We start from the raw sequence: 23,051 nt of genomic DNA, 5'->3' as shown, positions 1-23,051 counted from the left end.
AACAACACCCCGCCCCCGGTGGAAACCCCGCCCCAGGCGGAAACGTCCCCCCGGACCGACGCGTCTCCCCAGTCCGACGCGTCCCCCCAGACGCCCCCGACCGAGGTAACCGCCCTGGCCCAGCCCCCCCTCCAAGGCACCGCTGCGGCCCAGCACACCACCCCAACCCCCCAACCGACCGAGGCCACCCCTCCCCCCACCCCCGCCTCCCCGATGGACGACCCCCACCCCACCCACGGCTCCCCGTCCACCCCTGCGGAAACGGTTGCCCACCCCAACAACCCCCTCACGGAACCCCTCGTACCCCCGACCCAAGAACCCGTACACGTGCACGCTGACCCCCAGCTCACCCCGGCCGAAACCCCCGCCCTCACCCCTCCCCACCAGCCCTCCGTCGGCGAGTTCGCCCCGGCGGAAGCCCACGTCCCCCTCCCGCCCCAGCGGGACACGGACGACCCCGGCACAGCCCAGAGCGCGGAGGACCTGCCGACGACGGAGGAGTACACCGGCCCGGCGGCCCCCGCGTACGACGACGCCGAACGCGAAGCCGTACTGAAGGTGATGAGGGAACGCCGGGACATCCGCAACGGCTTCCGCAGCGACCCCATCCCGCACGAGGTCCTGCTCAGGGTCCTGGAGGCCGCGCACACCGCGCCGTCGGTCGGCCACTCCCAGCCGTGGGACTTCGTCGTCATCAGGTCGCAGGAGACCCGCCGGACGATGCACGACCTGGCGACGCGCCAGCGGGACGTGTACGCCCAGTCCCTCCCCAAGGGCCGCGCGAAGCAGTTCAAGGAACTGAAGATCGAGGCGATCCTCGAAACCCCCGTGAACATCGTGGTCACCGCCGACCCCACGCGCGGCGGCCGGCACACCCTCGGCAGGCACACGCAGCCGCAGATGGCCCCGTACTCCTCCGCGCTGGCGGTCGAGAACCTGTGGCTCGCGGCCCGCGCGGAGGGCCTCGGCGTCGGCTGGGTCAGCTTCTTCGACGAGCGTGAGATGGTCCGGGCCCTGGGCCTGCCGGAACACCTGGAGGTCGTCGCGTACCTCTGCGTCGGCTACGTCGACGAGTTCCCGCCCGAGCCCGAGCTGATGCAGGCGGGCTGGGCCAAGCGCCGCCCCCTCTCGTGGGTCGTCCACGAGGAGACGTACGGCCGCCGCGCCCTCCCCGGCGAGGACCCGCACGACCTCCTCGCGGAGACCGTCGCGAGCATCCGCCCGCTGGACGCGAAGGCGCTCGGCGAGGCGTGGGAGCGCCAGAAGCGGATGACGAAACCGGCGGGCGCCCTCGGCATGCTGGAGATCATCTCCGCGCAGCTCTCCGGCCTGTCCCGCCAGTGCCCGCCGCCCATCCCGGAGCCCGCGGCGGTCGCCATCTTCGCGGGCGACCACGGCGTCCACGCGCAGGGCGTCACCCCCTGGCCCCAGGAGGTGACGGCCCAGATGGTCGCCAACTTCCTCGGCGGCGGCGCGGTCTGCAACGCGTTCGCGAACCAGGTCGGCGCCGAGGTCTGCGTGATCGACGTGGGCGTGGCGACGGACCTCCCGGCGACGCCGGGCCTCCTCCCGCGCAAGATCCGCGCCGGTACGTCCGACATGACGACGGGCCCCGCGATGACCCGCGAGGAAGCCAAACAGGCCATCGAGGTCGGCATCGAAACGGCCCGCGACCTCGTGGCGGCAGGCAACAAGGCCCTCCTGACCGGCGAGATGGGCATCGCCAACACGACCGCCTCCGCGGCCCTGATCGCGGTCTTCACCGGCGCGGACCCCGCCGAGGTGACGGGCCGGGGCACAGGCATCAACGACGAAACCCTCGCCCGTAAAACCGAGGTGGTCCGCCGGGCCCTGGACTTCCACCAGCCGGACCCCGCAGACCCGATCACGGTCCTGGCGGCCCTGGGCGGCTTCGAACACGCGGCGATGGTGGGCCTCCTCCTGGGCGGCGCCTCCCTCCGCACCCCGGTGATCCTGGACGGAGTGAGCGCGGGAGCGGCAGCCCTGGTGGCCCGGGCCATCGCCCCGGAGGTCCTGGCAGCCTGCATCGCGGGCCACAGAAGCGCAGAACCGGGCCACGTAGCAGCCCTGAACAAACTGGGCCTACGCCCCCTGGTCGACCTGGACCTGAGACTGGGCGAAGGCACAGGCGCCCTCCTGGCCCTCCCCTTGGTCCAGAGCACGGCAAGGGCCATGCACGAGGTAGCAACCTTCGACTCGGCAGGCGTAACGGAGAAGTAGAGAACACGGCAGCAAGGGGGCCTGACGAAAACGCAGGCCCCTCTTGCTTGTCGCACCCCAGCGGACCCGCACCCACTCCACCCAGCCCACCCAGCCGCGCCACCCCCACGGACCCGCACCCGCCCACCCCGCCCGCGTAGCTGCGGGCAGTCGTGCCGCTAGGGGCGGCACGGGTGGGCGCAGCGGCACCCCGCAAGCGCGGGCAAGCGCCGACGCCCCCACCCCAGCCACCCACCACCCCGCACCAGCCCCACCACCGAAACCACCCACCCCCTCACCCACCCCCCCTCGGAAGCCCACCCCCCGAACCCCCACCCCACTCCAACCCCCCACCCCGTAAAATCCGCACGTCAGAGCCCACCCACCCAGGAGCCGCACCATGGCCGAACACCCCGCCTACCCCGTGGGCCTGCGCCTAGCCGCCCGCCGAGTGGTCGTCCTCGGCGGCGGCCAGGTAGCCCAACGCCGCCTCCCGGCCCTGCTCGCGGCAGGCGCGGACATCGTCCTGATCTCCCCGCACGCGACCCCGTCGGTAGAGGCAATGGCAACGGCGGGCGAACTGACCTGGGAGAAGCGGACGTACCGGCCCGGCGACCTGGCAACAGCCTGGTACGCCCTGATCGCGACGGACGACGAGGAAGCCAACGCCGCCGCCTCGGCGGAAGCGGAAGCGAACCGCGTCTGGTGCGTCCGCTCGGACGACGCGGACCGGGCCACCGCCTGGACCCCGGCCACCGGCACCAGCGAGGGCGTCACGATCGCGGTCCTGACGACGGACGCGAAGAACAGGGACCCCCGCCACACGGCAAGGATCAGGGACGCGGTCCTGGCGGGCCTGCGGGACGGCACCCTGGTGGCCCCCCACCACCGCACCCGCACCCCCGGAGTGTCCCTGGTGGGCGGCGGCCCGGGCGACCCGGACCTGATCACCGTCCGAGGCCGCCGCCTCCTCGCGGAGGCGGACGTGGTGATCACCGACCACCTCGGCCCCAGGGACCTCCTCGCGGAACTCCCCCCGCACGTGGAGGTGATCGACGCGGCCAAACTCCCGTACGGCCGCTACATGGCCCAGGAGGCCATCAACAACGCCCTGATCGAACACGCGAGGGCGGGCAAGTCGGTCGTACGCCTGAAGGGTGGCGACCCGTACGTGTACGGCCGGGGCATGGAGGAGGTTCAGGCCCTGGCAGCGGCCGGCATCCCCTGCACGGTCGTCCCCGGCATCTCCAGCTCGATCTCCGTCCCGGGCGCGGCCGGCATCCCGGTCACCCACCGGGGCGTGGCCCAGGAATTCACGGTGGTCAGCGGCCACGTGGCCCCCGACGACGAACGCTCGAAGGTCGACTGGCCGTCCCTCGCGAAACTGACCGGCACGCTGGTCGTCCTCATGGGCGTCACGAAGATCGACCGGATCGCCGAGACCCTGATCGCCCACGGCAAGTCCCCCGACACCCCGGTGGCCCTGGTCCAGGAGGGGACGACGACGGCTCAGCGCAGGGTCGACGCGACACTCGCGACCGTCGGCGAGACGGTCCGTACGCAGGACGTGAAGTCCCCGGCGGTGATCGTCATCGGCGAGGTCGTCACCGTAGGCCCCGACACCGTGGCGTAACCCCGGGTAACACAACCCGTCCCGAGCCGTTGGCACCGCACCCAGGACAAGGCAGTATCACTTCTGTGGCCGATCTCATCACCGTCGACGACCCCGACGACCCCCGCCTGCGCGACTACACGGGCCTGACCGACGTAGAACTCCGCCGTAGACGCGAACCGGCCGAGGGCCTCTTCATCGCCGAGGGCGAGAAGGTCATCCGCCGGGCGAAGGAGGCGGGCTACGAGATGCGCTCGATGCTCCTGTCCGCCAAGTGGATCGACGTCATGAGAGACGTCATCGACGAACTCCCGGCCCCCGTCTACGCGGTGACCCCGGACCTGGCGGAACGGGTGACGGGCTACCACGTCCACAGAGGCGCCCTGGCGTCGATGCAACGCAAGCCCCTCCCGACAGCGGAGGAACTCCTCAGCACGGCCCACCGCGTCGTCGTCATGGAATCGGTGAACGACCACACCAACATCGGCGCGATCTTCCGCTCGGCGGCGGCCCTGGGAATGGACGCGGTCCTCCTGTCCCCGGACTGCGCGGACCCCCTGTACCGCCGGAGCGTAAAAGTCTCGATGGGCGCGGTCTTCTCCGTCCCGTACGCCCGCCTGGACACCTGGCCGAAGGGCCTGGACTCGGTAAGGGAAGCAGGTTTCAACCTCCTGGCCCTGACCCCGGACGAAAAGGCCCGCTCCCTGGACGAGGCGGCCCCCCACAAGATGGACAGAGTGGCCCTGATGCTGGGAGCGGAGGGAGACGGCTTGTCGACGCAGGCCCTGATGGCAGCGGACGAATGGGTACGCATCCCGATGTCACACGGAGTGGACTCACTGAACGTAGGAGCAGCAGCGGCGGTGGCGTTCTACGCGGTGGCCACTGGACGTCCGGGGAGCTGAGGTTTTTTTAGCCCACAACCCGTCAGTCCCCCGACGACGGCCCCCGCCCCTGCTCCTGCCACACAACACTCCCGCCCCCGCCACCCAACCCCCGAGCAGGCCCCTGACAAGCCTGCACAAGCCCAATCCCCAACGCCACCAACAACGTCACCACGACAAACACGAACAACCGCTGCCGCAACAGCCGGGGATTGGCAGGCCGCCGCCCGGTCCCGGTGGGCCGAGGCCGAGTCCCCGGCGGCCGACCAGCCCCGGTCCCGCCGCGAGGCCCCTGCACAGGCCGACTACCGCTGGGTCGAGCCCCCCTCCCCGACGGCGTAGGCCGACCGGTCCCGGACGGCCGGGACGATGACGACGACGCCCCCCGAGAAGGCCGAGGCGGCGGAGTGACTCCCGAAGACCGAACACTCCGCTCGGTATAACTCGCGGTATCGGCAACCCGCTCCCCCTCGGCGGAGCGCGACGCGGACCGAGGCCCGGCAACCCGCCCCTCGACAACCGCTCCCTGAGCCTCCCGGGCGGCGATCTCCTTCAGCCGCAGGGACAACTCCAGCGTGCTGGGCCGTTCCTCGGGATCCTTGGCAAGGCAGGCCCGCACGAGCGGAGCCAGCGCATCGGGCACCCCCTGAAGCTGAGGCTCCTCATGCACGACCCGATACAGCATCACCTCCGAACTCCCGTGCCCGAAGGGCGAGTCGGCGGTGGACGCGTACGCCAGGGTCGCCCCCAGCGAGAACACGTCGGTGGCCGGAGTGACAGCGGCCCCCCGAACCTGCTCGGGCGCGAGGAACCCCGGCGACCCCACAGCGGTCCCGACATGTGTGAGCGTGGACGCACCGGTGGCCCAGGCGATCCCGAAGTCGATGATCCGGGGCCCCTTGGGCGACAGCAGGATGTTGGACGGCTTCAGATCCCGGTGGACGACCCCGGCTTCGTGAACGGCGACGAGCCCCTCGGACAACGCGGCCCCGATGGAAGCGAGCTCGGCGGCCCCTATGGGCCCTTCGTCGCCGACTTTGTCGTGCAGGGAAGGCCCGGGAACGTACTGGGTCGCGAACCACGGCCGCTCGGCCTCGAGATCGGCGGCGACGAGCCGAGCCGTACACCCGCCCCGGATCCTCCGCACGGCGGACACCTCGCGCGCGAACCGCGAGAGGAACTCCTGATCCTCCGCCAGATCGGGCCGGATGACCTTGAGCGCGACGCGCTGCCCCTTCTTGTCGGAGCCCAGATAGACGACGCCCATCCCGCCCGCGCCGAGCCGTCTGTGAAGCCTGAACGAGCCGACGACGCGCGGGTCCTCGCGCCTCAGGCGCATCATCGCCATGTTCATCCCCGCTGCCGGTCCGTGTGACGTGCCACAGCTTACGTTTCCCCGACCGCCGGTGTGCAGGAGCCGCGCCCTCTCGGCCCGATCGATTGTCAGTGCCGGGTGGGAGACTTGAGAGGTGGTCAGGAAGGCGGCGGGGCAACGGTTTTCGGCCGTGACCTGATCTCAACCAGCCATCGCGGAAGGGGGATTGGCACTGTGAAGGGTGACCGGGTGGAGATAGTCGTGGACGCGGGGGACACGACGCGGACGTACGAGGTGGTGGCCGGCAGGGCGGGCCGCAGGGTGGAGACGGCGGTCCGCAGGGGGGTGGTGGAAGTGAGCGAAGTCACGCGCTCCGGGACGGTGATCCGTACCGCCCGTTTCATGGCGAACCGGGTCCTGGCCCTCGTCGAACAGCCGGTCCCCCGAGAAGCGGAATCGGAAAAATCCGCCCGGACCGGACACCCCTTCCGGGAAGACCCTGAGTCGTAGGACCCCGTCTCCACCCAGGGGAGTACTCCGCAGGTCGAGGCTCATCCTCCGGGAGGCCCGCCAATCGGTACGAGGGCATGACGCCCGCGAGCCGCCACCCGCCTAAGTTAGAGGTCAAGCGGCGGGTGCAGCACTCGTCCCCCGAGGTCAGACACCCGCCGCTGCCAACGACCACCTGAGTTCGGGAAGGAGGAGCCATGGCCTACACGGCACCGCGGAACACCTACCGCGACCAGCCCGAGCCCGGCCGTCGTCACCCTCTGGCGGCGACCCTGATGGTCCTCCCTCTCGCGGTCCTGCTCTTCGTCGTCTTCGGCGGCTGGGAGACAGTGGCCACACAGGCGTCGTCCGTGGGCGTGATGCTGGGGCGCTGAGCGGCGACCCCAGGCCCGGAAGAGCGGTCCGGGCGGGGACATCCCACCCATGAAACCCCGTGGGGACGGGGGTGCGGCGGACGGCAACAATGCCGGCGCAGCTGGGGAGCTGCGCCGGCATTACTTTTGTCCGCACGCGACAGAAGGACCCCACCTCCGTGACCCTGCTCACCGACCTCACGTTCACCCTCCGCGCCCGCGCACACTCCGGCCCCCTGCCCTGCGCCTGCCCCGCCGGCACCCTCGCCGACCGCCCGGACGCCACGGTCGTACGCCACGCCGACACGGTCGCCAAGGCCCACGCCCCCGGCACACCCCCGGAAACCCTCCTCCCACGCCTGCGCACAGCCGCACACCTCCCCGACGTCTTCCTCCCGCCCCTCACCCCCACCCCGGCCCCCCTGCACGACCGCCTGGTCACGTTCTGGCCCTACGGCACCCCCGTCGACCCCGAAGCCCCCGAAGAGGCCCCCTGGGAGGCAGCCGGCGCCCTCCTGGCCCGCCTCCACCGCAGCACCCCGCCCCCGGACCTCCCCCCGATGCGCGGCCCGGCGAAAGCCGCCCAGGCGGTCGCCCGCCTCACCGCCGTCACCCACCCGGCGACCATCCCCGTACGCCGCGCCTGGCACCGCCTCCCCGCCTGGGCCCGCGCCGAGGCCCCCATGCCCGCCGCCGGCCTCTGCCACGGCGACCTCCACCTCGGCCAGCTGGTCCGTACCCCGGCCGGAGACTGGCGCCTCATCGACGTCGACGACCTCGGCACCGGCGTCCAGACCTGGGACCTCGCCCGCCCCGCCGCCTGGTACGCCTGCGGCCTCCTCCCGCCCGAGGAGTGGAACCGCTTCCTCACGGCCTACCGCGACGCGGACGGCCCCGCGCTCGACGGGTACGACGACCCCTGGCCCGCCCTGGACGTCGTCGCGCGCGCCCTGACCGTCCAGACCGCCGCCCGCGCGATCGCCAAGTCGGCCGCGCGGGAACGGCGGTTGGACGAGGTGGAGGAGGCGCTGGTGGACGCGTGCGCGCGGATGGCCGCCGTAGGGTGCAACCAGCCGGCCCCGGACGGAGTCTGTCCTGGGGTAACGCGAAACAGGAACGAACAGTGAGGAACCGGGGCCGATGATGCAGTGTCCGAAGTGCCACGCGGCGATGCACACCTACAACCGCAACGGCGTCCAGATCGAACAGTGCAGCAACTGCCGGGGGATCTTCCTCGACTACGGCGAGCTGGAGGCCCTGACCCGCCTCGAAGGCCAGTGGGGCCAGCCCGGCCCGCAGGCGTACCCGGCGGCGCCGCCGGTTCCCCCGCCGGGCCCGGCCTGGGGCGCCCCGCAGCACCACGGCGGCCACGGGGGTCACCACGGCGGGCACCAGCGCCACAAGAGCTTCGGCCACATGCTGTTCTCCAGCTAGCCCGCAGCGCCACGAAGCCCCCGGTGGGAACCGGGGGCTTCGGCAGGTGTGGACGATACTGGGATTGAACCAGTGACCTCTTCCGTGTCAGGGAAGCGCTCTCCCGCTGAGCTAATCGTCCGGGAGAAACCATGATCCGAAGACCATGATCAGTGCGCGATACTGGGATTGAACCAGTGACCTCTTCCGTGTCAGGGAAGCGCTCTCCCGCTGAGCTAATCGCGCGGGGAAGCCTTGCGGCTCCAGTGGACGATACTGGGATTGAACCAGTGACCTCTTCCGTGTCAGGGAAGCGCTCTCCCGCTGAGCTAATCGTCCTTGGAGGTGGAGACGGGATTTGAACCCGTGTAGACGGCTTTGCAGGCCGTTGCCTCGCCTCTCGGCCACTCCACCAGGAGTGCAGGGGTTCGGGAAGATCCCCTTGCTTTCCTTCGAGCGGACGACGAGGCTCGAACTCGCGACCTCAACCTTGGCAAGGTTGCGCTCTACCAACTGAGCTACGTCCGCTTGTCTTTCCCGGCCCGCTTGCGCGTCCCGGCGACGTGGTGAACTCTAGCCGATTCCCGGGCCAGTACAAAAACGCGTTTGCGCAGCGTGCTGCCCTTCGTGGCCGAACCGCCCAGCTCAGGCCGTCTTGTGGTCACCCGACCTAGACTCGACGCGTGCCCCACCTGCCTCCCCTCGCCCGCTTCGGCACCCGCGTCGCCACCGGTCTCCTGGACGTCACGAGCGACCCCGCCGCCCTGGAGTCCAGCGGTTTCTGGGCCGTCGCCGCCGACTTCGAGGGCCGCCTGACCTGCGCCCGCTTCGCCGACGTACGCCGCGCACCGGTCCCCGCGCCGGTGCCGGGCGCCTGGCGCGGACCGGCGACGGGTGACTGGACGTCGTCCCTCGACCGCGCCGCGTACACGGCGGGCGTCCGGCGCGTCCGCGAGCACATAGCCGCCGGCCGCGTCTACCAGGCCAACCTCTGCCGCGTCCTGTCCGCACCGGTCCCCGAGGACGCCGACGTCGACGCCCTCACCGCGCTGCTCGCCCTCGGCAACCCGGCGCCGTACGCGGGCACGATCCGCCTCCCCGGGCACGGCGTACAGATCGCCACCGCCTCCCCGGAACTCTTCCTGCGCCGCGACGGCCGGACGATCCTCTCCGGACCCATCAAGGGCACCGGCCGCACCGAGGCCGACCTCCTGGAGAAGGACTACGCCGAGAACGTCATGATCGTGGACCTCGTCCGCAACGACCTCGGCAAGGTCTGCACGACGGGCAGCGTCACCGTCCCCGACCTGTGCGCGCTGGAGAAGCACCCCGGCCTCGTCCACCTCGTCTCGACCGTCGCCGGCGAGCTGCGCCCCGGCGCCGGCTGGCCCGGACTCCTCGCCGCCGCCTTCCCGCCCGGCTCCGTCACCGGCGCCCCCAAGTCCAGCGCCCTCAGGATCATCGACGCCCTGGAGACCGCGCCGCGCGGCCCCTACTGCGGCGGCGTCGGCTGGGTCGACGCCGACCGGGGGACCGGTGAACTCGCCGTCGGCATCCGGACGTTCTGGATCGACGGGGGCCTGCTGAAGTTCGGTACGGGCGCCGGGATCACCTGGGGGTCCGACCCCGAGGGCGAGTGGCGGGAGACCGAGCTGAAGGCGTCCCGGCTGCTCGCGGTAGCGTCGGGGGAGTACGACGGCTGACGAACCCGCGAGGTGGCACCGGTGAAACTCTGGCTCGACGGCGGACTGAAGGACATCGAGGACGCGCGCGTCTCCGTCCTCGACCACGGACTGACCGTGGGCGACGGCATCTTCGAGACGGTCAAGGCGACCGACGGCCGCCCCTTCGCGCTCACCCGCCACCTCGACCGCCTCACCCGCTCCGCCCGGGGCCTCGGCCTCCCCGACCCCGACCACGACGAGATCCGTACGGCCTGCGCGACCGTCCTCGCCGCGAACCCCATGCCGCTCGGCCGCCTGCGCATCACCTACACCGGCGGCCAGGGCCCCCTCGGCTCCGACCGGGGCGCCCACGGCACGACCCTCGTCGTCGCCCTCGGTGAGACGGCCCGCCGCTCCGACACGACCGCCGCGGTCACGGTCCCCTGGACCCGCAACGAACGCGGCGCCCTCACCGGCCTCAAGACCACCTCGTACGCCGAGAACGTCGTCGCCCTCTCCCGCGCGCACGACCAGGGCGCCACCGAGGCGCTCTTCGCCAACACGGTCGGCGCGCTCTGCGAAGGCACCGGCTCCAACGTCTTCGTCGTCCTCGACGGCGAGATCCACACCCCGCCGCTCGCCTCCGGCTGCCTCGCCGGGATCACCCGCGAGCTGGTCGCCGAGTGGACCGGCGCCCACGAGACCGACCTCCCGCTGGACGTCCTCGACCGCGCCGACGAGATCTTCCTGACGTCCACCCTCCGGGACGTCCAGGCGGTCCACCGCGTGGACGCGCGCGAGCTGCCCGGGGCGCCGGGGCCGGTCACGGCGAAGGCGATGCGGGTGTTCGCGGAGCGGGCGGCGGACGACCTCGATCCGTGAGCGGTGCCGATACCGGGCTGCTCGCAGGGCCCGCACAGGGTAGAAACGCGGCATGACCACGACCTTGCGACCCACCGAGCCGCTCCAGCGGGAGCCCGGCCCCGCCGGACGGCTCTCACGCCGCTACCAGGTGTGCGTGAACAGCCGTCCCGTCGGCACGCTCCACCTCGGCACCCACCCCGGCTTCGGCCCGACCATCGCCCGCATCGAGGAACTCCGCATCGACGAGGCCGACCGCCGCCGGGGCCGCGCGACGGTCGCCGCGCTCGCCGCGGAGGAGGTGGCGCGCGGGTGGGGCTGCCGGTCCATCGAGGTGTACGTCCCCGTCGAGCGCGGCACCGACCCCGCGACCACCCCCGGCATCCGCCTCGCCACCGCCCTCGGCTACGTCCTGCGCAACCGCGGCATGGAGAAACCCCTCGGCACGACCGCCCCGCCCCTCCCGCCCGGCCTCACCGTCCGCCCCATAGCCGAGGCCGAGTTCCGCCCCTTCATCGAGAACAGCTACCGCAACTTCGCGCGGGACTGCGTGGCACGCGGCATCACCCGCGCCGAGGCCGACGCCCGCGCCGCCCGCGAACTCTCGGGCGCACACCTCACTCCCCCCGGCACCACCATCGACGTCCTCGAACACCCCGACGGCCGCCTCGGCACCCTGTGGCTCGCCCCCGACGGCGACAACTCCTACATCTACGACGTGGAGGTCACCGAGGAGTTCCGGGGGAAGGGGTACGGCCGCACGCTGATGCACCTCGCGGAGATGCGGGCGATCGAGAGAGGCAGCACGGTCATCGGCCTCAACGTGTTCGCGGACAACGCACCGGCGGAGCGGCTGTACGAGTCGCTGGGGTACGAAACGGTCGGGCACGGCATGTACAAGGCGCTCTGAACCGGGGTCACGCGCCGGGCGCCGCCAGCAGCCGGTCGGCGATCTCCTCGATGCGCTCCCGGAGCCCTTCCTGGCTCTTGCCGCCGTCGAGGCGCTCGCCGTCGATGACGTACGTCGGGGTGCCCGTGACGCCGATCGCCTTGCCCTCGGCGTGGTCCGCGTCCACGATCAGCATGTGCCGGCCGTCGATGAGCGCCGTCTCGAACTCCTCGGCGTCCAGCCCGAGTTCACGCGCGATGTCGACGAGGAACGCCTCACCGCGCCGGTCCAGCTCCTCGACCCGCCCGAGCACCGCCTCGACGTACGCCCACCCCTGCCCCTGCTCCACCGCCTCCTCCGCTGCCTGCGCGGCGGCGAACGCGTGCCGGTGCTTCTCCAGCGGGAAGTGCCGCAGCCGCACGTCCACCCGGTCCCCGTACCGCTCCCGCAACAGCCGCAGATCCCCGAGCGCGGACCGGCAGTCGGGACACTGCAACTCGCACCAGACGTCGAGGACGACGGGGGAGGCGGGTGAGGGGGAGGAATCGTTCATGGGGGGAGTCTTCCAGTTCGGGGCGGGGGATCCCAACCTGTCCGGCGGGGCCGACCCGGAGATGTCCCTGATGTCCTTGCCGGGGCGTGGCCGCAACGGGTGGGGGAGGTGCACGATGGAGACAGGACGGGACGCGCGGCCCGGGGGAACGGGGTGCGCCGGCCCGTGCGAGTTGCGCACACCGAGTCTGGAGGACCGGATGATTGCCGAGACCGTCTGTTCCGCTGTCGCCGCGGCCGGCCTGGGCATCGCGGCGGTGACGGCGTACCGGAAACGCTTCCTGGCGGCGGCCCGCATGGCGGCCTACGCGCTGGTGCCGCTGGGCCTCGTGATGACCGGGGTCGTCAAGTGGGCGGCGGACACGGCGTTCAGCCCGGCCGCCTGGGCGGGTTTCGCCGTACTCGGCGGCGCCTGGGGGCTGTTCGCGCTGACCCGGTCCGTGGAACGGCGCAGGGGCGGTACCCGCAAGGAGCGCAGGGCGGCGGCGCGCACGGCGAACCGCGAGGCCGTGGCGCCGGGTGCCTCGACGCCGACGCTCGGCGCGGCGGCGCCCCGCCAGTCCCGGCCCGCAGCGGGCCGCCGTACGGAACCCGCCTCCTCCGGCGAGGACTTCAGCGACATCGAGGCGATTCTCAAGAAGCACGGCATTTGAGGCACCTCGGCTGAAACGACACAAGTGGTTCCCCGGCCGCGCGGAAACGATCACACCCTGAAACGGACCTCGACGGTTTCGGCGAACTCCCGCTCAACCCGCGCGTGTTGATCGCGGCAGGGGCCCCACCTGCGCCATCATCGCCCGCGAGATGCTGGACACGACACAGAGCGAGGCCGCGCCCCCTCAGGACGAGCCGCGCGGATGCCTCTTCGCCCTATCCCAGCCACCGCTCATGATCTTCCTCGCGGTGATCGGGTCCCTCCTCCTCATGGCAGCCCTGCACGACCTGCTGCTGCTGTGACCGTCCCGCGCTCCCCGGCGCCATCCGCCGGGGCGCGCGCACACTCCCCCTCACCCCGTGGCCTCCTTCCGCCGGGCCCGGTAGGCCGCCACGTGCAAGCGGTTGCCGCACGTCCTGCTGTCGCAGTAGCGGCGCGAGCGGTTGCGGGAGAGGTCGACGAAGGCCCGGCGGCAGTCGGGGGCCTCGCAGCGGCGCAGACGTTCCTGTTCGCCGGCGACGACGAAGAACGCGAGGGCCATGCCGCAGTCGGCGGCGAGGTGGTCGGCGAGGGAGGCGCCGGGGGCGAAGTAGTGGACGTGCCAGTCGTACCCGTCGTGATCGGTGAGCTGCGGAGTCGTGCCCGCCCCCGCGACCAGCTTGTTGATCAGTTCCGCCGCGCTGCGGGCATCCGCCGCCGCGAAGATCTCGGCGAACCGCTCCCGCAGCGCGCGGACCGACTCCAGGTCGGCCTGGGACAGCGCCTCGACGCCGCTGATCTCGTTGGATCGTACGAACTCTTCCAGCGAGGGGACGTCCAGCAGCCCGTCCACCGCCGTCTCGTCCTCCGGCGCGGTGTTGACCAGGCCCACCACCGCGTCCAGCGCACACCGGGTGTCGTGGGGGATCAGCACATTTCGCTCCCTGCCCTGAGGACGGGCCACGCGCCCGCCGATGCTGGCCGATGGTAGCCGCACCGCTCAGGGGGTCCGGGCCCACGGACCCGCGCCCAACACCGACGCCGCCCACCGGAGAACCGGTGGGCGGCGTCGGTCGCGGACTGGTACGGCCCGCGTTCGTGTCTGCCCGGTCCGTCTCCCCGAGTGGACGGCGTCGGGCGGGTGGAGATGTTCCCTGGCTAGTTCTCCGCCAGGATGTGCGACAGCTCCTGATCGAGGTCGAAGTGCCGATGCTCCGTGCCAGGTGGCACGGCCGCGTCGGTGCGCTTCAGGAAGGATTCCAGTGCCCGCGCGGGTGCCTCCAGGAGGGCCTCGCCCTCAGGGGAGCTGAGGGCGATGCAGACGACCCCCTGACCGTGGCTGCGCGACGGCCACACGCGGACGTCGCCGGTGCCGGTGGGCCGGTGGAGGCCCTCCGCGAGGAGGTCGCGGGCGAACACCCACTCGACGGTCTCCTCGGCTCCGGTGTGGAAGGTGGCGTGCACGGCGTAGGGATCGGCCGTGTCGTACCGCAGGCCTGCGGGAACAGGCAGGGAGGACTCGCTCGACACAACGAGGCGCAGGTGCAGCTCGCAGCTGACCGTGGTGTTCATAAGCGCCAGGGCCTTTCGCTCAGTGTGCGCTCGGGGATTCGCACGTCGGCGAAATCGACATGCCACCTACGGTGCCGTTGTAAACCCCTCTGAGGGTTTTGTGCGTCTTTACGTAACTCTTCCGGCCGAGACCCTCTTCTCCCGGTACCACCATTCCGGTGACCGGATTCTCTCCGGTAAGGTTCAGGTATGAATACGGGGAGTGACGAGCCCGGCGAGGCGACCGTGGTCACGGACAGTGCGGGACCCGAGGGTCTCGGATCCAAGGCGCCGGCGTTCATCAAGAAGAGCAGGACACTGCACCTGAGCTGGCAGGTCGGCGTCTTCGTCGTCGGCCTCGCGGTCGTGGGGCTCGGCATCGTCATGCTGCCGCTGCCGGGGCCCGGCTGGGTCGTGATCTTCGCGGGCATGGCGATCTGGGCCACCGAGTTCGTCTGGGCGCAGCTGGTCCTGCGCTGGACGAAACGCAAGGTCACGGAGGCCGCCCAGCGGGCCCTCGACCCGAAGGTGCGCCGGCGGAACATCATCCTGACGTCGATCGCGCTGGTGATCATCGGCGTCCTGGCCGGCATCTACCTCTGGAAGTACGGCCTGGAGATGCCGTGGAACATCAAGAACCAGTGAGTCCGGCCGCCTGACCGCCTCCCCGCCGGTCACCCCCCGCCACCGACCGCCTCCCCTTCGGTGGCCCGACCCTCACCGGTCCGACCCACCCCCTGACATGCGGTAATGTTCACCCCGCACCCGGGCGATTAGCTCAGTGGGAGAGCGCTTCGTTCACACCGAAGAGGTCACTGGTTCGAACCCAGTATCGCCCACCCGATCCAGGGGCCGTTCCGGCATTCGGAACGGCCCCTGGTGCATGCCCAGGGGGAGCGCGCGTGGCCAGCCTGATATCGATCATCACGCCGATCTACGACCCCCGCCCCGAGCACCTGAAGGCCGCCCACGCCTCCCTCGCCGCGCAGACCCTCCCGCCAGGCTGGTCCTGGGAGTGGATCGTCCAGGAGGACGGCGGGACGGGCATCGCCGAGACGCTGCTCCCGGAGGACCCCCGTATCCGTACGGCGCGGGGCCGCCGAGGCGGCGTCGCCATCACCCGCAACCTCGGCCTCTCCCGCGCCGAGGGCACCCTGGTCAAGAACCTCGACCAGGACGACGTCCTCACCCCCGGCGCCCTGGCCAGGGACATCGAGGCCCTCCAGGACCCGGCGACCGGCTGGGCCACCTCCCGCGCCCTCGACCTCCTCCCCGACGGCACGACAGCCGCCAACGACAACGACCCCGACCCCGGCCCGATCCCCCGGGGCGCGGTCGCCGCCTACTGGCGCACCCACGGCCACCGCCTCCCCGTCCACCCCACCACCCTCTGCGTCCGCCGCACCCTCGCCGTGGCCCTCGGCGGCTGGATGGCCGTACCCGGCTCGGACGACACGGGTCTGCTGATCGCGGCCGGCACGATCGCGGCGGGCCACTTCACCGGTGAACCGGGCCTGCTGTACCGCAGGTGGCCGGGTCAGGTCTCCGCGGGCGACGCCCACTCCGAACCGGTCGAACGCGCCCTGCGCATGCGCCTGATCGACGAGCGGGCCGAGCAGCTCGCCGCGCTGTTCGACTAGGGACAGACGGCACCAACCCGCCGTACCCGTACCAGACCACCCCAAGAGCCCGTTCAAACCACCCCGGCGAATTTCGGCCCGTGCCCGCCGCCGCTCGGCGGGGCATCCGGCGTTCGGGTGCTCGAACCGGCCTCGCTCACCTGCGGATATGTCAACGTGACGGCCGTGTGCGGTACTTGGTGCGCAGGGCCGTCCCCGAGCCGTCCCGCAAGAAAATCCTGTCCGAATCATTGACGCTCTCTCACCCCCCTCGTACCTTGTGCCAGCAAGCGCTTTCTTGAAACGATTCATGCAAGCGGCAACGACGCTGCGGGGAGGGCCCGACTGTGGGAACCAGCAGGAATATCGAGAGGCGAACGATCCTGAAGGCGGCCGGAGCGACGGCAGCCACACTCGGGCTGGCGGCGACGACGGGATGCGGCGGGGACAGCGGTTCGTCCTCCGACGGGACGGTGACGATCCGTTACGCGTGGTGGGGAGCCGACGACCGCGCGAAGAGAATCAACCAGACCATCGCGCTCTTCGAGAAGAAGTACCCGAAGATCAAGGTGAAAACGGACTTCCAGCCGTACGGCGACTTCTGGAAGAAGTTCAATACCCAGGCTTCCGGGGGAAATCCGCCGGACGTCTTCCAGAACGCCATCGGATTCCTGCGGAAATACGACGCGAAGAACGTTCTGCTCGACCTGAGTTCACAGGTCAAGGCCGGCCACCTCTCCATGGACGGCTTCCGCGCCGGACTCGACAAGTTCGGCGAGGTCGACGGCAAGCTCCTCGGCGTCCCGGTCGGCTCCAACTCGATGGCCCTGGTCATCGACCAGCCCGTCTACACCCGCTCCGGCGTCACCCCCAAGCAGGGCTGGACCTGGAACGACTTCCACGCCGCGATGCTGAAGATCCACCAGAAGACCGGCCGCGCGGGCGACTCCGGCATGTACGGCGTCATGTACCTCTACGACCTGTACCTGCGCCAGAACGGCAAGGCGTTCTTCACCGCCGACGGCCTCGGATTCACCGAGTCGGACCTCAAGGACTGGTGGACCAAGGCCGAACAGGGCCTGGAACAGGGCGAGTTCGCCGACGCCAAGAAGGTCGCCCAGATCAAGCCGAAGTCCGCCGTCGCCGCCGAACTCGCCGCCGGTGAGTTCACCTGGGACAACTTCACCGTCCGCTACACCTCCGAGGGGAAGAGCGAGTACCGCCTCGCCCCCATCCCCACCACGGACGGCAAGAAGACCGGCCAGTACCTCGGCTCCCTCATGCTGAGCGCCTCCAAGCGCACCAAGCACCCCAAGGAAGTCGCCCAGTTCATCAGCTTCATGGTCCACGACCCCGAGGTCGCCAAGATCATGGGCTACGACCGGGGCATCCCCGCCACCCAGGCGCAGTACGACGCGTTCAAGCCGACCGACGAGGTCAACAAGTCGATCGCCGCCTACGAGGAGTCCCTCGTCGCCTCCGGCGTCCTGGAACCCATCACCCCGCACCCCAGCGGCGCCGACATCTGCGAGTCCGCGTTCCTGCGGATCGCCGAGGAACTCGCGCTCGGGACCCGGTCGGTGGACGACGCCGTCAAGCAGTTCTTCACCGAGTCGAAGACGGCCCTCAAGGCCTGATGGGAACCACCGTGACACACGCCCCCGCACTGGAGGGCCAGACCTTGGACTCCGGGCCGCCCAGCGGCCCGGAGCGGTTGGCCAGACCCCCCGAGCTCAAGCGTCGCCTGCGCCGCGAGAACCTGGCCGGCTACCTCTTCATGTCGCCGTGGATCGCCGGGTTCCTCCTGCTCACCGCGGGCCCTATGGTCGCCTCGCTCTACTTCGCGTTCACCGACTACAACCTCTTCGACCCGCCGAAGTGGATCGGCCTCGACAACTTCTCCGAGATGTTCGGCGACCCCCGCTGGCGCCACTCGGTCCAGGTCACCCTCTGGTACGTCGTCGTCGGTACGCCACTCAAGCTGCTCGCCGCGCTCGGCGTCGCCCTGCTGCTCGCCCAGAAGCGGCGCGGCCAGGCCTTCTACCGGGCCGCGTTCTACGCACCCTCCCTGATCGGGGCCAGCGTCTCCATCGCGATCGTCTGGAAGGCGATCTTCTCGGACGACGCGGTCGTCGACCAGACCCAGCAGTTCTTCGGCATCAATGCCGGCGGCTGGACCGGTGACCCCGAGCTGATCATCTACAGCCTCGTCGCCCTCACCGTCTGGCAGTTCGGCGCGCCGATGGTCATCTTCCTCGCCGGCCTCAAGCAGGTCCCGCGCGAGCTGTACGAGGCCGCCGAGATGGACGGCGCCGGGACCTGGCGCAGGTTCTGGAACATCACCCTGCCGATGATCTCCCCCGTCCTCTTCTTCAACGTCCTGCTGGAGACCATCCACTCCTTCCAGATCTTCAGCTCGGCGTACATCGTCGGCGGCGGCGCGGGCGGCAACGCCTGCGGACCGGCCGACGGATCGATGGTCTACACCTGCTATCTGTACGTCCAGGGCTTCGAGAACAGCCGGATGGGTCTCGCCTCCGCCATGGCGTGGCTGCTGCTCATCGCCGTCGCGCTGGTCACCGCCGTCCTCTTCTGGTCGCAGAAGAAGTGGGTGCACTACGAGGAGGGCGCCCGATGAGCACCACGACCACGGTCCACAAGTCGTCGGGCACCGGCCGCAAGCGCACCGGCTCCCTCGCCTGGCACCTCGGCTCCCTCGCGATCCTCGCCGTGATCCTCTACCCCGTGATCTGGGTCATCGGCGGCTCGTTCAAGAAGAGCGAGGACATCGTCGGCAGCCTCGACCTCTTCCCCAGCGACCCCATCATCGGCAACTATCAGCGGCTCAGTGACGGCATCGCGGACATCTCGATCTCCACCTTCTTCGTCAACTCCCTGACCCTCGCGGTCGGTTCGGTGATCGGGATCGTCATCTCCTGCTCGCTCACCGCCTACGCGTTCGCCCGCATCAAGTTCGCGGGCCGCAACCTGCTCTTCACGCTGATGATCGGCACCCTCCTGCTGCCGTACCACGTCCTGCTCATCCCGCAGTACGTGCTCTTCCGCAACATGGACATGATCAACACGTACACCCCACTGCTGCTGGGCAAGTACCTCGCCACGGAGGCGTTCTTCGTCTTCCTCATGGTCCAGTTCATGCGCAACCTGCCCAAGGAGCTCGACGAGGCCGCCCGCCTCGACGGCTGCGGGCACCTGCGCATCTACTGGTCGATCGTGCTCCCGCTGTGCCGCCCGGCCCTCATCACCAGCGCGATCTTCACGTTCATCAACTCGTGGAACGACTTCATGGGCCCGCTGATCTACCTCAACGAGCCCGACAAGTACACCGTCTCCCTGGGCCTGAAGATGTTCGTCGACCAGGAAGGCGTGGCCGACTACGGCGGCATGATCGCCATGTCCCTCGTCGCGCTGCTGCCCGTCCTCGCGTTCTTCCTCGCCTTCCAGCGCTACCTCATCGACGGTATGGCGACCTCCGGACTCAAGGGCTGACGCCGATGGCCACCGAGACGCGGGTGAAGCCCCGCAAGGAGTCCGTGTTCGCGGAGAGGTTCGCGGTCTTCGCCGAGTGCCTGCTCACCGGCGTCTGGATCGCCGTCGCCTGCCTCGGCGTCGTCACCTACCCCGCCGCACTCGCCGCCGGCAGCCGCCACCTGGCCCGCCGCACCGCCCATGTGGACGGCGGACTGCGGGAGTTCATCGCCGACTTCCGTACGGCGCTGCGCGGCGGGTGGGCCGTCGGGCTCGCCGGGTGGGCGGCCGTCGTCGCGGTCTGGGTCGACGTGTGGGCCGTGCGCGCGGGGCTGCCGGGCGGGCCGCTGATCGGCGCGATCGGGGTGTTCGCCCTGATCGGGGCCGCCGTCGCGCTGCTGCGGGCCGCGGCCGTCTGGACGCCGGGCGACCGCTGGCGCGAGCTGCTCGCCGGGTCCGGGCGCCGTACGGTCCTCGACCCGGCCGGCTCCTTCCTCGTCGTCGCCGGGCTCGCGGTGGTCGTCATGTCCGCGTGGTTCATCGCGCCGCTGGGCGCTCCCGTCCTCGGCGCCGTCGTCGCGGCGGCGCTGGCGGTGGAGGAGCGGTACCGGCGCCGCTGAGCAGTCGCTTTTACCGGTACGGCGCCCCCGGCGCCGTACCCCGACCAAGGCCGGTGTCCCCCCGTGCCTTCCTCTGTCATGCCCTTGACCAGCCCGAAGCTTCCCCCGCACGGAAAGGAACGGCCATGTCCCCCCTTCCTCGCAGATCCCTCTTCAAAGCGGCAGCCGTCGCAGGAGTCGCCGCGCAGTTCAGCTGGGCGCTCGGCTCGAACGCCTCCGCCGCGCCCGGCGCCCGGAGCGGCGCCGCCGACCCGGTGACCCTGGACTGGCTGGAGGACGGCGGCCTCGGCGCCGCCCCCGGCTCCACGCTCGGCGTGCCCTGGCCGATGGGCGCCTTCCCGGAGGACCAGGCGTTCGCGGTCACCGACGCCGCCGGCAAGGACGTCCCCGTCCAGTCCTGGCCCATCGCCTACTGGCCCGACGGCTCCCTCAAGTGGACCGCCCACGCGGTGAGTTCGGGCGACGGCAAGCTCACGCTGGCCCCGGGTACGCCGACCGCGCCCGGCAAGAAGGTCACCGTCGACAAGAGCGGCGGCACGATCGACGTGTCGACCGGCGTCGTCGACGTGAAGATCGGCAAGTCCGGCGCGACCCTCATCAAGTCCGTCAGACGCGGCTCCACCGAGATCGCCAAGAACGGCCGCCTCGTCCTCATCCGCCAGCCCGAGATCGAGGACGAGGACCAGGGCACCGTCAAGACCGAACGCTTCGAGGGCGCCATCTCCGAGGTGACCGTCGAACAGGACGGCCCCGTCCGCGCGGTCGTCCGCATCGACGGCAAGCACCGCAAGGGCAACCGGAGTTGGCTCCCCTTCTCGATCCGCCTCTACTTCTACGCGGGTGCCGACTCCTTCCGCATGGTCCACACCATCACGTACGACGGCACCCAGGAACCCGGCAAGGCGAGCGGCGACTTCATCCGCGGCCTCGGCGTCCGCTTCACCGTCCCGATGCGCGACCAGGCGTACGACCGCCACATCCGCATCGGCGGCGAGGGCACGGGCCTGCTCCGCGAGGCCGTCAAGGGCATCACCGGACTGCGCCGCGACCCCGGAATCGCCGTCCAGGAAGCCCAGTTCGCCGGGAAGAAGCTGCCCGACCCGTCGACCTGGGACCAGCGGGTCACCACCCGGCTCCAGTACATCCCCGAGTGGGGCGACTACACCCTCTCCCAGCTCTCCTCCGACGGCTTCACCGTGCGCAAGCGCACCAAGAAGGGCCACGGCTGGATCGGCGCGGGCGGCGGCAAGCGGGCCTCCGGATTCGGGTACGTCGGCGGCGCGAGCGGCGGATTCTCCTTCGGGCTGCGGGACTTCTGGGAACGCCACCCCTCCCAGCTCGACATCCGCGACGCCCAGACCGACGAGGCCGAGGTCACCCTCTGGCTCTGGTCGCCCGAGGCCCAGCCGATGGACCTGCGCTTCTACCACGACGGTATGGGCCAGGACACGTTCCCCGAACAGCTCGAGGGCCTCAACATCACGTACGAGGACTACGAACCCGAGTTCGGCACGCCCTACGGCATCGCGCGTACCTCCGAACTCCTCTTCTGGGCCAACGAGTCCACACCGACACCGGAAACGCTCGCCCAACAGGTCGACGCCGTCCGGGTGTTGCCGCAACTGGCCGCGCCGCCCCAGCAGTTGATCAAAGCCGGTGTCTTCGGACCCGGCCTCTACTCCGAGCCCGACCGCTCCACCCCGGCCAAGGCGAAGATCGAGGACCACCTCGACTTCCTCTTCACGTACTACAAGGACCAGGTGGAGCAGCGCCGTTGGTACGGCTTCTGGGACTACGGCGACATCATGCACACGTACGACACCGTGCGGCACCAGTGGCGGTACGACATCGGCGGGTACGCGTGGGACAACTCCGAACTGTCGCCCGACCTCTGGCTCTGGTACGCGTACCTGCGCTCCGGCCGCTCCGACATCTTCCGGTTCGCCGAGGCCATGACCCGGCACACCGGGGAGGTCGACGTGTACCACCTCGGCAAGTGGGCCGGGCTCGGCACCCGGCACGGCGTCCAGCACTACGCCGACAGCGCGAAGCAGCAGCGGATCGCCAACACCACGTACCGGCGCTACTACTACTTCCTCACCGCCGACGAACGCGTCGGTGACCTCATGCACGCGAACGTCGACTCCGACGAGACGTTCCTCGTCCTCGACCCCATCCGCAAGATCCGCACCGAGCCCTACACGCCCGACCGGCACGCCCTGTCCATCGGGTTCGGCACCGACTGGAGCGGGCTCGTCTCCGCGTGGCTCACCGAGTGGGAGCGGCGCGGGCCCAAGTGGGAGAAGGCGAAGGCGCGGGTGCTGTCCACGATGGAGACCATCGCCGCGCAGCCCAACGGGTTCGTGCAGGGGAGTGGGCTGTACGACCTCGACACGGGGAAGTTCGCGGTCGCGCCCGCGCCGGTCGTCGGGGTCTCGCACCTCTCCGCCGTCTTCGGACTCAACGAACTCTGCGCGGAGTTGATCCACCTTGTCGACATGCCCCGGTTCAACGAGGCGTACTTCGACTACTGCCGGTACTTCAACGCCACCAAGGCCGAACAGGCGGCACGGTACGGGTCCAACTTCGGGACGCTGCTGCTGTTCCAGGGGCACTCGCGGCTCGACGCGTACGCCGCCGTCAAGACCGGGGACGAGAAGCTCGCCAAGCGGGCCTGGGACAAGTTCTACAACTCCGACGGCTACAAGGAGAGCGCGCCGTGGAGGACGGAGAAGGTGACCGGACCCACCGCGCTGGTCCCCGGTAGCGAGGCCACCTGGGTGTCCACCAACGACACCGCGCTGTACGGACTCGCGGCGATCGAGAACCTGGCGCTGCTGGGGAACAAGATGCCGTAGCCCCACA

Annotated in this window: 22 protein-coding genes, 6 tRNA genes and 1 pseudogene; 20 read left to right on the top strand and 9 right to left on the bottom strand. The window is 70.6% G+C overall.

Features of this window, described 5'->3' with window-relative positions; genetic code table 11:
* Window positions 1-501: 501 nt before the first annotated feature.
* The 3 genes and pseudogenes from cobT to ACQCO7_RS08050 all read left to right on the top strand — a co-directional run.
* Window positions 502-2,241: pseudogene (gene cobT, locus ACQCO7_RS08060) on the top strand (nicotinate-nucleotide--dimethylbenzimidazole phosphoribosyltransferase); the annotation flags it as partial.
* A gap of 379 nt (window positions 2,242-2,620) precedes the next feature.
* Window positions 2,621-3,853 (top strand): uroporphyrinogen-III C-methyltransferase, encoded by a 1,233-nt coding sequence (gene cobA, locus ACQCO7_RS08055; RefSeq protein WP_464071161.1) that lies wholly within the window; start codon window positions 2,621-2,623, stop codon window positions 3,851-3,853.
* Between the two features lie 65 nt (window positions 3,854-3,918).
* A complete protein-coding gene (locus ACQCO7_RS08050) occupies window positions 3,919-4,737 on the top strand; it encodes a TrmH family RNA methyltransferase (protein ID WP_464071160.1) in 819 nt (272 codons plus the stop codon).
* A gap of 22 nt (window positions 4,738-4,759) precedes the next feature.
* Here ACQCO7_RS08050 and ACQCO7_RS08045 read toward each other — a convergent pair whose 3' ends face one another.
* Window positions 4,760-6,070 (bottom strand): serine/threonine-protein kinase, encoded by a 1,311-nt coding sequence (locus ACQCO7_RS08045; protein WP_464071159.1) that lies wholly within the window; start codon window positions 6,068-6,070, stop codon window positions 4,760-4,762.
* Between the two features lie 195 nt (window positions 6,071-6,265).
* On the opposite strand from ACQCO7_RS08045, the gene ACQCO7_RS08040 reads away from it, so the two are divergent.
* From ACQCO7_RS08040 to ACQCO7_RS08025, 4 genes are all read left to right on the top strand, one after another.
* Window positions 6,266-6,541 carry a hypothetical protein gene (locus tag ACQCO7_RS08040; protein ID WP_464071158.1) on the top strand — a complete coding sequence of 92 codons (276 nt, stop codon included), beginning with the start codon at window positions 6,266-6,268 and terminating at the stop codon, window positions 6,539-6,541.
* A gap of 197 nt (window positions 6,542-6,738) precedes the next feature.
* Window positions 6,739-6,915: a hypothetical protein gene (locus tag ACQCO7_RS08035; RefSeq protein WP_464071157.1), complete on the top strand. Its 177-nt coding sequence runs from the start codon at window positions 6,739-6,741 to the stop codon at window positions 6,913-6,915.
* A gap of 158 nt (window positions 6,916-7,073) precedes the next feature.
* Window positions 7,074-8,021 carry an aminoglycoside phosphotransferase/kinase family protein gene (locus tag ACQCO7_RS08030; RefSeq protein ID WP_464071156.1) on the top strand — a complete coding sequence of 316 codons (948 nt, stop codon included), beginning with the start codon at window positions 7,074-7,076 and terminating at the stop codon, window positions 8,019-8,021.
* 16 nt (window positions 8,022-8,037) lie between these two features.
* On the top strand, window positions 8,038-8,328 hold the full coding sequence (locus ACQCO7_RS08025; RefSeq protein WP_050374428.1) for a TFIIB-type zinc ribbon-containing protein: 291 nt from the start codon (window positions 8,038-8,040) through the stop codon (window positions 8,326-8,328).
* A 49-nt stretch (window positions 8,329-8,377) separates the two neighbouring features.
* Here ACQCO7_RS08025 and ACQCO7_RS08020 read toward each other — a convergent pair.
* The 5 genes from ACQCO7_RS08020 to ACQCO7_RS08000 form a co-directional block, all read right to left on the bottom strand.
* Window positions 8,378-8,449: transfer RNA gene (locus ACQCO7_RS08020), tRNA-Val, on the bottom strand.
* A 32-nt stretch (window positions 8,450-8,481) separates the two neighbouring features.
* A tRNA-Val gene (locus ACQCO7_RS08015) sits at window positions 8,482-8,553 on the bottom strand.
* 21 nt (window positions 8,554-8,574) lie between these two features.
* Window positions 8,575-8,646: transfer RNA gene (locus ACQCO7_RS08010), tRNA-Val, on the bottom strand.
* A gap of 1 nt (window position 8,647) precedes the next feature.
* Window positions 8,648-8,721 (bottom strand) — tRNA-Cys (locus ACQCO7_RS08005).
* A gap of 41 nt (window positions 8,722-8,762) precedes the next feature.
* Window positions 8,763-8,835, bottom strand: a tRNA-Gly gene (locus tag ACQCO7_RS08000).
* A 155-nt stretch (window positions 8,836-8,990) separates the two neighbouring features.
* On the opposite strand from ACQCO7_RS08000, the gene ACQCO7_RS07995 reads away from it, so the two are divergent.
* Genes ACQCO7_RS07995 through ACQCO7_RS07985 form a run of 3 tightly spaced genes read left to right on the top strand, consistent with a single transcriptional unit; the run spans window position 8,991 to window position 11,742 of the window.
* Entirely contained in the window at window positions 8,991-10,010 is a 1,020-nt protein-coding gene (locus ACQCO7_RS07995) for a chorismate-binding protein (protein ID WP_464071155.1), read from the top strand.
* A gap of 21 nt (window positions 10,011-10,031) precedes the next feature.
* Window positions 10,032-10,853: an aminotransferase class IV gene (locus ACQCO7_RS07990; RefSeq protein ID WP_464071154.1), complete on the top strand. Its 822-nt coding sequence runs from the start codon at window positions 10,032-10,034 to the stop codon at window positions 10,851-10,853.
* 52 nt (window positions 10,854-10,905) lie between these two features.
* The gene (locus ACQCO7_RS07985) at window positions 10,906-11,742 is read left to right on the top strand and encodes a GNAT family N-acetyltransferase (protein WP_464071153.1); all 837 of its coding nucleotides are present in this window, start codon (window positions 10,906-10,908) and stop codon (window positions 11,740-11,742) included.
* Between the two features lie 7 nt (window positions 11,743-11,749).
* Here ACQCO7_RS07985 and ACQCO7_RS07980 read toward each other — a convergent pair whose 3' ends face one another.
* Window positions 11,750-12,274: a DsbA family protein gene (locus ACQCO7_RS07980; protein WP_464071152.1), complete on the bottom strand. Its 525-nt coding sequence runs from the start codon at window positions 12,272-12,274 to the stop codon at window positions 11,750-11,752.
* Between the two features lie 199 nt (window positions 12,275-12,473).
* On the opposite strand from ACQCO7_RS07980, the gene ACQCO7_RS07975 reads away from it, so the two are divergent.
* Together ACQCO7_RS07975 and ACQCO7_RS07970 are read left to right on the top strand one after the other, a co-directional pair.
* Entirely contained in the window at window positions 12,474-12,926 is a 453-nt protein-coding gene (locus ACQCO7_RS07975) for a hypothetical protein (protein ID WP_464071151.1), read from the top strand.
* Window positions 12,927-13,077: 151 nt separating this feature from the next.
* Window positions 13,078-13,230 (top strand): hypothetical protein, encoded by a 153-nt coding sequence (locus ACQCO7_RS07970; protein WP_010351316.1) that lies wholly within the window; start codon window positions 13,078-13,080, stop codon window positions 13,228-13,230.
* Window positions 13,231-13,280: 50 nt separating this feature from the next.
* Here the strand turns inward: ACQCO7_RS07970 and ACQCO7_RS07965 are convergent, their stop codons facing one another.
* Together ACQCO7_RS07965 and ACQCO7_RS07960 are read right to left on the bottom strand one after the other, a co-directional pair.
* The gene (locus ACQCO7_RS07965; RefSeq protein ID WP_464071150.1) at window positions 13,281-13,841 is read right to left on the bottom strand and encodes a CGNR zinc finger domain-containing protein; all 561 of its coding nucleotides are present in this window, start codon (window positions 13,839-13,841) and stop codon (window positions 13,281-13,283) included.
* Between the two features lie 224 nt (window positions 13,842-14,065).
* Window positions 14,066-14,479: an SsgA family sporulation/cell division regulator gene (locus ACQCO7_RS07960; protein WP_010351314.1), complete on the bottom strand. Its 414-nt coding sequence runs from the start codon at window positions 14,477-14,479 to the stop codon at window positions 14,066-14,068.
* 189 nt (window positions 14,480-14,668) lie between these two features.
* Between ACQCO7_RS07960 and ACQCO7_RS07955 the strand changes: the two genes are divergently transcribed.
* The 8 genes from ACQCO7_RS07955 to ACQCO7_RS07920 all read left to right on the top strand — a co-directional run bounded on the left by ACQCO7_RS07955 (window position 14,669) and on the right by ACQCO7_RS07920 (window position 23,044).
* Window positions 14,669-15,103 carry a TIGR02611 family protein gene (locus tag ACQCO7_RS07955; protein ID WP_464071149.1) on the top strand — a complete coding sequence of 145 codons (435 nt, stop codon included), beginning with the start codon at window positions 14,669-14,671 and terminating at the stop codon, window positions 15,101-15,103.
* A gap of 122 nt (window positions 15,104-15,225) precedes the next feature.
* A tRNA-Val gene (locus tag ACQCO7_RS07950) sits at window positions 15,226-15,297 on the top strand.
* 63 nt (window positions 15,298-15,360) lie between these two features.
* Complete coding sequence (locus ACQCO7_RS07945; protein WP_464071148.1) at window positions 15,361-16,098, top strand: glycosyltransferase family 2 protein; 738 nt, start codon at window positions 15,361-15,363, stop codon at window positions 16,096-16,098.
* A gap of 326 nt (window positions 16,099-16,424) precedes the next feature.
* A complete protein-coding gene (locus ACQCO7_RS07940; protein ID WP_464071147.1) occupies window positions 16,425-17,714 on the top strand; it encodes an ABC transporter substrate-binding protein in 1,290 nt (429 codons plus the stop codon).
* Entirely contained in the window at window positions 17,714-18,715 is a 1,002-nt protein-coding gene (locus tag ACQCO7_RS07935) for a carbohydrate ABC transporter permease (RefSeq protein WP_464071146.1), read from the top strand. The genes ACQCO7_RS07940 and ACQCO7_RS07935 overlap by 1 nt, the downstream gene beginning before the upstream one ends.
* Window positions 18,712-19,587, top strand: coding sequence for a carbohydrate ABC transporter permease (locus ACQCO7_RS07930; RefSeq protein ID WP_464071145.1), 876 nt, complete (start codon window positions 18,712-18,714; stop codon window positions 19,585-19,587). The genes ACQCO7_RS07935 and ACQCO7_RS07930 overlap by 4 nt, the downstream gene beginning before the upstream one ends.
* Before the next feature lie 5 nt (window positions 19,588-19,592).
* Entirely contained in the window at window positions 19,593-20,186 is a 594-nt protein-coding gene (locus ACQCO7_RS07925) for a hypothetical protein (RefSeq protein WP_464071144.1), read from the top strand.
* Between the two features lie 125 nt (window positions 20,187-20,311).
* Window positions 20,312-23,044 (top strand): exo-rhamnogalacturonan lyase family protein, encoded by a 2,733-nt coding sequence (locus tag ACQCO7_RS07920; RefSeq protein ID WP_464071143.1) that lies wholly within the window; start codon window positions 20,312-20,314, stop codon window positions 23,042-23,044.
* Window positions 23,045-23,051 lie beyond the last annotated feature (7 nt).

Source organism: Streptomyces saintjeani (assembly GCF_055409605.1).
Note: the sequence above shows the minus strand (reverse complement) of the source record. Positions and strands in the feature narration are given on the sequence as shown.

Coding starts and splice junctions, on each gene's coding strand:
- cobA (WP_464071161.1), top strand. CDS start 2,621: ATGGCCGAACACCCCGCCTACCCCGTGGGCCTGCGCCTAGCCGCCCGC.
- ACQCO7_RS08045 (WP_464071159.1), bottom strand. CDS start 6,070: ATGAACATGGCGATGATGCGCCTGAGGCGCGAGGACCCGCGCGTCGTC.
- ACQCO7_RS08035 (WP_464071157.1), top strand. CDS start 6,739: ATGGCCTACACGGCACCGCGGAACACCTACCGCGACCAGCCCGAGCCC.
- ACQCO7_RS08025 (WP_050374428.1), top strand. CDS start 8,038: ATGCAGTGTCCGAAGTGCCACGCGGCGATGCACACCTACAACCGCAAC.
- ACQCO7_RS07985 (WP_464071153.1), top strand. CDS start 10,906: ATGACCACGACCTTGCGACCCACCGAGCCGCTCCAGCGGGAGCCCGGC.
- ACQCO7_RS07980 (WP_464071152.1), bottom strand. CDS start 12,274: ATGAACGATTCCTCCCCCTCACCCGCCTCCCCCGTCGTCCTCGACGTC.
- ACQCO7_RS07975 (WP_464071151.1), top strand. CDS start 12,474: ATGATTGCCGAGACCGTCTGTTCCGCTGTCGCCGCGGCCGGCCTGGGC.
- ACQCO7_RS07970 (WP_010351316.1), top strand. CDS start 13,078: ATGCTGGACACGACACAGAGCGAGGCCGCGCCCCCTCAGGACGAGCCG.
- ACQCO7_RS07960 (WP_010351314.1), bottom strand. CDS start 14,479: ATGAACACCACGGTCAGCTGCGAGCTGCACCTGCGCCTCGTTGTGTCG.
- ACQCO7_RS07955 (WP_464071149.1), top strand. CDS start 14,669: ATGAATACGGGGAGTGACGAGCCCGGCGAGGCGACCGTGGTCACGGAC.
- ACQCO7_RS07935 (WP_464071146.1), top strand. CDS start 17,714: ATGGGAACCACCGTGACACACGCCCCCGCACTGGAGGGCCAGACCTTG.
- ACQCO7_RS07930 (WP_464071145.1), top strand. CDS start 18,712: ATGAGCACCACGACCACGGTCCACAAGTCGTCGGGCACCGGCCGCAAG.
- ACQCO7_RS07925 (WP_464071144.1), top strand. CDS start 19,593: ATGGCCACCGAGACGCGGGTGAAGCCCCGCAAGGAGTCCGTGTTCGCG.
- ACQCO7_RS07920 (WP_464071143.1), top strand. CDS start 20,312: ATGTCCCCCCTTCCTCGCAGATCCCTCTTCAAAGCGGCAGCCGTCGCA.